We start from the raw sequence: 9,793 nt of genomic DNA, 5'->3' as shown, positions 1-9,793 counted from the left end.
TTACCAGAACAAAAAGCTTTACCAGAACAAAAAGCTTTACCAGAACAAAAAGCTTTACCAGAACAAAAAGCTTTACCAGAACAAAAAGCTTTACCAGAACAAAAAGCTTTACCAGAAGAAAAACCTTTAGCAAAAGAAAAGGCTTTACCGATTATTGCGATTACCGGCAGTGCTGGAAAAACAACATCAAAAGCATTTCTTGCCTCCATTTTATCGGTAAAATGGAATATCTTTGAGTCAAAAGATTATTGGAATACAACAGAGCATACAAAAAAACATAAAGAAGAAATTAATGCTTCACATGAGGCTGTAGTGCTTGAGTATGGGATGGCTTATCCAGGTATCATAACAAATCACTGTAGCATTATCCAACCGAATATTAGTATCGTTACAAATATCGGTTTAGCTCATGTAGGTAATTTTGATGGAGATATTAAAGGAGTAGCCAAGGCGAAATCGGAATTAATACATGGGATGGACCAAAACGGTTTATTAATCCTGAATAAGGACGATGATAATTCTAAGTATTTAGAGACACAGCAATTTAAAGGAAAAATCCTAACAGTAGGTATTCATAGCACAGCGGACTATCAAGCTTATGATATTCAATATAAAGACATTGGTATGTCCTTTAAAATAAAGCTGCATGGGCAGGAAATTGCAATGTATATCCCAATTTTAGGAGAACATCATGTATATAATGCACTCAATGCCATTGCGGTTGCAGATTATTTAGGATTTAGTCCAGCAGATATTAAAACAGGGCTAAATTTCAAAAAACCACCTAGACGATTAACAATTTATAACTGTCGCGATAATATTACAGTTATTGACGATACCGTTCACTCCCATCCTCAGGGCGTACGTGCTGCTATTGATGTTCTTACAAATATAGCGAAGAAACGTAAAATTGCTATTATTGGTCAAATGCGAGAATTAGGGGATTTGAGAGAAGAGGAATATCGTAAATTGGGCGAATACATTTACGAGCATAACATAGATTTATTCATCACTTATGGTTTTAGAACGGAGGAAATGGGCGCAGCAGCGAAGGCAGTAGGGATGGATCCTTCTAAAATTTATCATTTCCTGAATAAGGATGAATTACATGAACTCTTAGAGAAAGTGATACAACCTCACGACACCATTTTAGTAAAGGGTGCTAGTAAAACGAATATGTTTGATACGGTTAAATTTTTAGATCAAAAATTTCAAGAATAAATAAAAAGCCCGAGTAATTGACCTTTTGAAGGATACAATTATTCGGGATATTTTTTATAGCTAAATAATGAGGGCATTGAAAGAAATTAAGATTTAAGAATGAACTTTATTTCTTTTGCGGCGTTAATGGCTTTATTTTTAGCTTCCGCTAATGTTGCACCTTCCGCGATTACATATGCATAACGATGTCCCATCGATAAGGGAGGGATTAGCAATGTCCCTCTTCTCGGCTTCACATATACATCCACAACTCCAGGTGAATGAGCTGCTTTATTTCTTCCAATAACTTTTTCTAAAATCCCTTTACTTTCCACAATGACGTATTTTGTATAGACAAACTTTCTATGCTTTGGTTTGATATCGGGACGCTCACCTAAAAATACTTTAAGTGTTTCTTTCACTAAATTAAATCCAAAGGCGGCGTGTAGCATCGTATTCATTGCTCCCCCTGAGATTCGTGGATTAATCTCTATAAGCTTCCAGCCATTCTTTGTTAAACGAAGCTCTAAATGCAGAGCACCATTTTCGATGTTAAACGCTTTAACAATAGACTGAAGAACTTCCTCAAGGCCTGCTTGAATTTCTTTCGGAGCCTTAACGAGAACACCATAACCAGTAATGATAAAACGTTTACCTTGAGTAATTTCTTGTTCAATAATACCGATGATATTAGCTTGCCGTTTATAGACAAGTGCTTCTACTAAATATTGTGGGCCTTCGATATATTCTTCAATCATTATTGTTTCACGGGGATTTTTGCTGCGCAGATGGCTCAGATGTTTCTTCAGTTGGTCTGAGTCGTCTGCTAACAATACATCTTTGGAGCCTGTTGATTTTGGAGATTTCACAATAAGTGGAAACTCTATGTTATTAGAAAAGGACTCATTTGGCTTGAGAAGAAAAAACTTAGGAGAATAAGGCTGGTTTTTTAAAAAATTTCTCGTTTTTTCTTTATCCTCCATTATTTCGATAGCTGTTGAAGATGTATAGTTGTCGCAAAATTCATCACATAAAATTGAGGCAATATGGACAAAAGGATCGACAAAACTAACAATAGATTTTATTTCTAACCCAGTTTTAGTTAAATTATAAATTTCATCTTTCATGTCCTCTATATTCGAAGTATCAATAAGAATCATTTTATGAATATCTGGGTAGGCTTTTCGCTGTTGTAATTGCTTTTTGTTGTTTGTAAAAAGGACAGTATAATAACCTAGGTTTTCTGCTGCTCTTGTTGCTTCACGACTTGACCCGGATTTGTTAGTGCCGATAAATATAATTGTTTTCAGTTATATCACTCCTTCTATTGTTCGTTAGATACTTAATCAACTATATATATATGCGAAGAAATAGATTTCTTCTAGTTATGTATCTTGCATCCATCCAAGCAACTTTTAAGAAGTTACATATACTAGAGGGGAAAGGAGGGGAGATTGATATGAAGCCTCTTACGGTGCAGGATTTAAAAGCGATAACTGCAGGCCAATTAGTGCAAGGGTCGGACGAAGTGTTGATTCAACATGGAGCTTATCGACTGAAGCAAGTGAAAAAACCAAATACCGTCCTTTTTACAAATAAGCGTATTGTGAACTGGAAAGAGTATAAGTCACTTTATCCTATAGTGCTTGTAACCGATAGACGATACAGTCAAAATGAATTACCTGAGCAAATAATTATGATTAGAGTAGAAGATTCAGATGAGGCCTATTGGAAGTTTGTAAATTTTTATCGTAATCAATTTAAGATCCCTGTAGTAGCCATTACGGGTACTTCTGGAAAATCGACGACGAAGGAAATGATCAAACATATCCTTGCTGCAGAAAAAAATGTAGTATCCACGCCACTTAGTAGTAATTCTAGAACTGCTTCTTTACAATATTTACTGAATATTGATGATCGTACCGATGCAGCCGTTTTTGAAACTGCTGTTGGTTCACCGGGGGACATCAAACTTGCGGGGGACTATTTCAAGCCGACTATTGGGATTATTACAAATATTGGGGCACACCATTTAAATTATTGTAAAACTTTAGAGGGGTATATCCAAGCAAAGGGTGAAATGCTGGACATTATTAGTCCCACAGGCTCCTTAATCCTTAATGCTGATGATGTCAACACCAGTAAAATAGATTTATCGAAGTTTCAAGGACGCATTATAAAAGTAGGTAAGCATGAATCCTGTGATTTTCAGGCAAGAAATATTCGCTACCACAAAAATGGTATGCTGTTCAATGTTTATCACAAGAAGAAACTCTATGAAATCTATGTACCAGGTTTTGGCGAGCATCAAGTATATAATGCGCTCACGGCAATTGCAGCTATTTGTGAAATGGGTTTGCCGATTTCTTTAGCAGCTGAACAACTGCAATCATTCCGAAAATTAAATAAGCAGCTTCAGGTGTTTAAGGGCATTAATAATTCCATATTACTAGATGATACATGGAATATAACGACTACTTCTTTGGAGGCAGGATTAAAGGTTTTGAAGGCTCTCGGAGAAGGCAAGAAAAAGATTGCCATTATTGGGACGATAACAGATTTAGGGTCTTGGGGATATATAATTCACGAACAAGCGGGAGAATTAATTAGTGAAATTGGAGTCGATGTACTGATTACGATAGGGGAACATGCAAGTATTATGGCGCTTCACGCCATTGAGGCAGGAATGAGTTCACCTGTGTATATTTTTAAAAATAGTACGCGCGTCTATAAATTGTTAGAAGAAATTGTAGATGAAAATACAGTTCTTTTCATTAAAGGTGATATGTATAGTAAAGAAGTTTCTAAGTTGGCAGATGATTTAAAAATAAAAAAATCTTCAACTTCTGAATAGATTTCACCTAAATAAATATTATTTTTTATCATTTACTAGAAAGAGCATATTTATAGTTAATTGCTAGAAATGCATAAACTATGATACGCATTTATTCAGAAATAATTTTATAGAAAGGGGGCGTAGTTAACTTGCAACATATAAGTGTGAGCGATATAAGAAAATTATTACAAGGAGAATTATTAAGCGGTTCTGAACACTGGTCTGTTAAACATGCAATTTATTATAACCGACATGAACTGACTCAAAATCATACACTTATGTTTGTTAGTAAAAGTGATCAAATTAACTGGCAAGAAATAGATCGAAAGGGACCATCTCTTGTCATTTCTGATAAATCATCAGAGGAATTGAAAAATGCGCTGAAAAATACGACCGTTATACGCGTCAAGACTATTTTGCATGCCTATTGGAAATTTATGGGACATTACAGAAATTTATTTCAAATACCAGTCGTTGCTTTGACCGGAACATGTGGTAAAACGACAACGAAAGAAATGATTAAACATATAGCTAGTAAGGAATGGAATGTTCAAGCATCTGTCAGTAGTAAAAATGAGCCACGGCAATCCTTACCGTACTTGACTGGAATTGATCAGAATACAAAAGCAGCTATCTTTGAATTAGGGCTAGGTAATATCGGTAATATTAAACACCAATGTATGATCTATCAGCCTACGATTGGTATTATTACGAATATCGGTGTCCATCATTTAGATGGATGCAATAATCTAGATGGCTATATCAAGGCAAAGGCTGAAATTGTAGAAGGAATAAGAAAAGATGGCACGTTAATCATTAATGGTGATGATGAAAACATTAAAAAAATCCCCCTAAATAAATTTAAAGGAAAGATTATTACCTTTGGCGTTAACGAAAAGGCAGATTATCAAGCTACGAATATACAATTTACAAAAGGCGGCATGAAATTTGTACTAAAAGTGTCAAATAACAAATACAATTTATTTGTTCCAGGATACGGAGAACACCAAGTGTATAACGCATTAGCGGCTATAGCTGCCGTAAAGGAAATGGGACTTTCCATTGCTGTTGCAATTTCGCAATTAAAAACGTTCAAAGCGATGGCAAGACACTTAGAATTTTCTACAGGCATCGGTAAATGTACTATAATAGATGATACTTGGACAAATAACCCGACTTCTGTTGAAGCGGCACTAAAGGTTTTAGATACGATAGGAAAAGGGAAGAAAGTAATTCTTATTTTAGGTGACATTAAGAGATTAGGAAACTTCGAAGAAAAATATCATCGAGAGATTGGCACAATGGTTGCGAAAAGAACTATTGATACGCTTATTACTATTGGCAATAGAGCAGAAAATATTGCGAACCAAGCGTTAAAGGACGGCACCAAGGCAGATGTTCATAAGTTTAAAGATGTGACAGGTGTTTTAGATGTACTAAAGCAGAAGCTTGATAGTGAAACCATTGTCCTTATTAAAGGTCCAATGTCTAGCAGATCTATGATAGAATTTGCGAATCAGTTAAAACGTAAATAATTAACAAGCTTGGACATAACGAAATGGCTCCTTCATAAAGCCAAATAATCTCTAAATTAACAAAACACAATAACTAGAAAAACCGAACTATTCCGAAACCCTTCATAAGCGTTTCATTGGATAGTTCGGTATTAATGTTTGCTGAAACACATTTGTTCCAGCAAACATTAATTGTGTTGAGCATTGTAAATTCAAGTATTTGAAATGATTCTAGTAAACGTTCTTAAAAAACACGTTTTGCTGTAATATAATGCTCTTTATAATAGTCAACCATTAGTACTCTTGTAGAAATACCACTAGAGCTTGGAATGATAATACGTTGATCTCCTGCATAGATAGCAACTAGTGAAGGGGTTTTAGAGCCTTTAACACTATTAAAGAACACTAAATCACCCTTTTTTAAATTGGTACGTGAAACCGTTGTTCCAACATTCATTAGTTGCTTTACATTAGTTGCACCAAGTTTAACTCCACTCTTACGATAGATGAAGTCTACATAGCCCGGCGCTGTAAAGCGAAGACTTGCTTCATTATTTGTAGAGCCCATCGTTACTTTGTTTTTATAATTAAAGGCGTTTTCAACAATTTTATCGCCTTTCGTTGCAGGATTAGCTGACAGTAATGTAGGTAATACTCGACGGGCCCCTACATAATTATCTGTATAATATGGTTTGCCATTTAAATCAGAAATAACGATATTTTGTTTAGAATCAGCCATGTGAATCATTTTATTGTTCCCAATATACATACCAACGTGGTCAGGGTCTGTCCCAGTTTTTTTACTCTTAAAGAATAGTAAATCACCTTTTTGTAATTGGTTTCTGCTAACAGGTGTTCCTTGCTGTAACATATAATCCTCATTATAGGTTCCGAGGTCAACCCCATTTTTCTCGAAAATGTACATAATAAATGAAGCACAAGAAAACTTATAAGGGTATGTAGTCTTGTAAACAGAATTGCTGTAAGTCGCCTTACCAATTAAGCTTTTTCCAGTTTGAATTAGTTGATCTGCTTTCGCATTAACAGCTTGTGAGTTATTAAAGGCATTTGTTGTTGCAGCCTCAACTTCTATAGGTTGAACAGTTGGCTGTACCATCCCCACTGTGCTAAAACCTATCGTCAATGCTAATGTTGTTGTTAAAAATCGTTTATTCATGTTGTTAATTTCCTCCTGAAGCTATTGTTAGGATTAATCCTAATTTGGTTTGTCACTGGAATTAATCGTAGCATGAAAAAGTAGGGCTTCTTTGAGGAAATTGTTACCACGCTGGATGGGGATTCGCTGTAAACACCTTATATAAAAGGCTTCATCGCCTTAATTTACAGTTTTATTACAAATGTTTCAGTTGGTTGAAGTGTTAGTGGAAAACGAAAGTCAAAGGGGCAGGAAGTACAAGCTTTTTTATGCGTTGAAAGGAGGCATTGAAAGACTAAACGACAATCATACCATACTTATACATTACCATGGAATACTTAGCGATATTTCATCTTTGGGATCTAGCGAGAAATAGCGGTTCCATGGAGTGAGCGTTGAACTGTTTCGCACGGCTGTTCCACGCTTACAATTAAAGATAAGTTGTTGCTATTACTATAAAATAGTGTGAAATGAGATGTCAGATCCAGGCTTTGTGAATTTGATTAGAGAGGAGAGTGAGCGTTGGGGATCAGCGTCACAAATGAGACACTGGAGCGCAGGCGTGATAGGTCTCGAACGCCCCTAGTACTTCTCATTATGCTTACAAATTTAGGCACTGCTTTGTGTCTTGATCTTTTTTGCTAAGAAGGCGGATGACATTGTGTTAAAACGGCGTTGCTTTGCTAAAGATTTACAGCATGCCTTCTAGTCAACTGTTTTCCTTAAATTTCTTGAATCATCTCTACTCTATTACCGAATGGATCTCTAAATTCAAAGCGTTCAAAATGAGGAATAGGAACTGAATCGAAAATTTCTATATGATGTTCGGCTAATACCTTCTTCCAATGTTCTATATTTTCAACTTGATAAGCAATATGAGCTTTTGTCGTTAATCTATCAAAGCCATCCTCTGTCCCCACATGTACCTCTTTATTGCCGACCTGTAACCAAAATCCACCTCGTCCTTTCAACGAATCAGGCTTTTCAAGTTCATGTAGTCCTAATACTTGACAGTAAAAATGTTTCCCTTTTTCTTCTTCACCTTTTGGAATTGTTATTTGAACGTGATGTAAGCCTATAACCATTTTTCCCACTCCTTTAATTGTAATCGATACTTACTTCTAGGCTAATATTGTCAAATCCTTTAATTTGACGAAGGAATAGTTTTTTTTCTCACGAATGTGGCCTTTGTAAAACCAGTCATGACAATTAGGGAATAAGCCCATAATAGCCATGAGGCGAAATATCGATCTAAGACAGCCGATAAATTGGGAAACATATCGTCGAAGACTAATAAAACGACTGCATCGATAAGCATTCCAGGTAATGCGATGCAGATTGCAGCCAGTAATCGCTCTGTACCTTTTATTTTTTTAATACAATAAATCGGTATTGTCGCTAGCCAAACGATTGGAAAAGCTACAATGTAAGTAGCTATCATGAGGAGAGGTTCTTTAAAGGTAAAAAAGTAATGCCCTATCAATCGAAACATGGCACTTGCTACAAACCAAATCCCAAAACCCCAGCATAAAAAGAATCGCATAGTGTTCCTCCTCTAATTATTTTCCTAGACGATGTAATGTCTCAAGGATTTTTTCTATTTGCTGATAAAATATATCTACATCGAAATCGTCCCGCATCATCACTTGTATGGCCAAGCCATCAATTAGCGCGTTGAAAAAAATGCTCCAAGTTTCCATCGACACACCATCAATTGGTGATGTATCCCATAATTTATTTAAAATATTACGCAAATGTTCATTTTCGGCCGCTAAAATTTGTCCTATTTGCTGTCTAATAGTCGGGTTCGTAAAGCCAAAGACGATTAAGGTAAAAAATAATTTATGATAAAAGGCATCATTTTCATATCGACTTTTTGCAGAGAGAAGAGCAGAATGAATCATTTCATGATCGGTCGTCAAAATCTCATGCCAAGAATTTTCACAGATGTCTTGAACTATTTCGAGAATGATTTGCTCTTTTGATTTGAAATGATAATAAATAGTTCCTTGTGTCACACCAGCTTGCTCAGCAACAGCCTTTAAGGTGAATTTTTCAATCCCTTTTTCTACTAAACTGTACTTGGCAGCCATTAATAAATCTGACTTTTCGATACCAGTAGGCTTTGCCATTCATTGACACCCCCATTGTTATTAGTTAGTTAGATAACTAACTTAAAAATAACAAAATATACCTATGTTTACAAGTGTATTTTATTAATTAGTTGTATAGGGATCCCAATATGATAGTGTTGGATTGAACAAACGAGGGAATAAATGTACTTTTCTGAAAAACATGTGTTATAGTTCAACAGCTAAGTGACGCAAAAGAACTATGGATTCAATTTTCATGTAACTTACAGCATGTTCCAATTACGACTACACTTGAAACTAAGCTTGAACCAGTTCTTAAAAATGCCCTCGCCTTTGCGGATGAAAAATTAGTTGAAATCATGGAAGTAACAAAATATTTACAGGGCCAAGACCAGTCCCTCAAATTAAACACATATGTGCTATTGTGAGTTTAATGATTTTATCGAGCCAATTAGTGCATTGGACGCTGATGTTATTTCCATCGAAACGTCACGTAGCCATGGCGAGTTAATTTCTTCTCTGCAAGTCAATCCGTATGAAAAAGGAATTGGGCTAGGCGTTTATGATATTCATAGTCCAAGTGTACCAAGTGAAAAGGAAATGCTAAGCATAATGCAGGATAGCTTACAGGTTTTATCAAAAAATCAATTTTGGGTGAATCCTGACTGTGGTTTAAAAACAAGGAAGGAGCCAGAAACTATCTCAGCATTGACGAATATGGTAGCTGCAGCAAAAACACTTCGTCAACAAGTACAACAATCAATATTTTAAGACCTAGTTATAGTTAAAAAGTCTGAAAGCATTTTACAATCATACAAAAGAGTCCTTGCAATAAAATAACTAAACAAAAAACAGAAGAATAACCCCGTAATAGTGCCACGTGTAGTAGGGGTATATTGTGCAGAAATAAGAAAGGAGTTAATCCCTAAATGATTGTTTAATGACTTTTAGGATAACCCCGAATTTTTACTCGTTAATGTTGTGGAAAATAGTC

Annotated in this window: 8 protein-coding genes and 1 pseudogene; 4 read left to right on the top strand and 5 right to left on the bottom strand. The window is 35.6% G+C overall.

Features of this window, described 5'->3' with window-relative positions; all coding sequences use genetic code 11:
- On the top strand, positions 1-1,221 hold a 1,221-nt coding region (locus tag ACIQ7N_RS17045; RefSeq protein ID WP_402934227.1), incomplete at its 5' end, for a UDP-N-acetylmuramoyl-tripeptide--D-alanyl-D-alanine ligase.
- Positions 1,222-1,307: 86 nt separating this feature from the next.
- Here ACIQ7N_RS17045 and ACIQ7N_RS17040 read toward each other — a convergent pair.
- Positions 1,308-2,510, bottom strand: a complete 1,203-nt coding sequence (locus tag ACIQ7N_RS17040) for an ATP-grasp domain-containing protein (protein ID WP_402934241.1) — start codon at positions 2,508-2,510, stop codon at positions 1,308-1,310.
- A gap of 149 nt (positions 2,511-2,659) precedes the next feature.
- Between ACIQ7N_RS17040 and ACIQ7N_RS17035 the strand changes: the two genes are divergently transcribed.
- Both ACIQ7N_RS17035 and ACIQ7N_RS17030 read left to right on the top strand, forming a co-directional pair.
- Positions 2,660-4,054: a UDP-N-acetylmuramoyl-tripeptide--D-alanyl-D-alanine ligase gene (locus ACIQ7N_RS17035; protein WP_402934225.1), complete on the top strand. Its 1,395-nt coding sequence runs from the start codon at positions 2,660-2,662 to the stop codon at positions 4,052-4,054.
- A 131-nt stretch (positions 4,055-4,185) separates the two neighbouring features.
- On the top strand, positions 4,186-5,571 hold the full coding sequence (locus ACIQ7N_RS17030; protein WP_142507865.1) for a UDP-N-acetylmuramoyl-tripeptide--D-alanyl-D-alanine ligase: 1,386 nt from the start codon (positions 4,186-4,188) through the stop codon (positions 5,569-5,571).
- Between the two features lie 223 nt (positions 5,572-5,794).
- On the opposite strand, the gene ACIQ7N_RS17025 is transcribed toward ACIQ7N_RS17030, so the two are convergent.
- The 4 genes from ACIQ7N_RS17025 to ACIQ7N_RS17010 all read right to left on the bottom strand — a co-directional run bounded on the left by ACIQ7N_RS17025 (position 5,795) and on the right by ACIQ7N_RS17010 (position 8,838).
- Positions 5,795-6,727, bottom strand: coding sequence for an NlpC/P60 family protein (locus ACIQ7N_RS17025; protein ID WP_402934221.1), 933 nt, complete (start codon positions 6,725-6,727; stop codon positions 5,795-5,797).
- Between the two features lie 701 nt (positions 6,728-7,428).
- A complete protein-coding gene (locus ACIQ7N_RS17020; RefSeq protein WP_248718743.1) occupies positions 7,429-7,791 on the bottom strand; it encodes a VOC family protein in 363 nt (120 codons plus the stop codon).
- Between the two features lie 59 nt (positions 7,792-7,850).
- Positions 7,851-8,249, bottom strand: coding sequence for a DUF5367 domain-containing protein (locus ACIQ7N_RS17015; RefSeq protein ID WP_402934219.1), 399 nt, complete (start codon positions 8,247-8,249; stop codon positions 7,851-7,853).
- Positions 8,250-8,265: 16 nt separating this feature from the next.
- Complete coding sequence (locus ACIQ7N_RS17010) at positions 8,266-8,838, bottom strand: TetR/AcrR family transcriptional regulator (protein WP_402934217.1); 573 nt, start codon at positions 8,836-8,838, stop codon at positions 8,266-8,268.
- Between the two features lie 369 nt (positions 8,839-9,207).
- Here ACIQ7N_RS17010 and ACIQ7N_RS17005 point away from each other — a divergent pair.
- Positions 9,208-9,570: pseudogene (locus ACIQ7N_RS17005) on the top strand (5-methyltetrahydropteroyltriglutamate--homocysteine S-methyltransferase); the annotation flags it as partial.
- Positions 9,571-9,793: the final 223 nt, after the last annotated feature.

Source organism: Lysinibacillus sp. NPDC095746 (genome assembly GCF_044763535.1).
Classification (GTDB): domain Bacteria; phylum Bacillota; class Bacilli; order Bacillales_A; family Planococcaceae; genus Lysinibacillus.
Note: the sequence above shows the minus strand (reverse complement) of the source record. Positions and strands in the feature narration are given on the sequence as shown.

Bases quoted from the DNA above. Each gene is read 5' to 3' on its own strand.
- ACIQ7N_RS17020 (WP_248718743.1), bottom strand. From the start codon at position 7,791: ATGGTTATAGGCTTACATCACGTTCAAATAACAATTCCAAAAGGTGAA.
- ACIQ7N_RS17025 (WP_402934221.1), bottom strand. From the start codon at position 6,727: ATGAATAAACGATTTTTAACAACAACATTAGCATTGACGATAGGTTTT.
- ACIQ7N_RS17010 (WP_402934217.1), bottom strand. From the start codon at position 8,838: ATGGCAAAGCCTACTGGTATCGAAAAGTCAGATTTATTAATGGCTGCC.
- ACIQ7N_RS17015 (WP_402934219.1), bottom strand. From the start codon at position 8,249: ATGCGATTCTTTTTATGCTGGGGTTTTGGGATTTGGTTTGTAGCAAGT.
- ACIQ7N_RS17035 (WP_402934225.1), top strand. From the start codon at position 2,660: ATGAAGCCTCTTACGGTGCAGGATTTAAAAGCGATAACTGCAGGCCAA.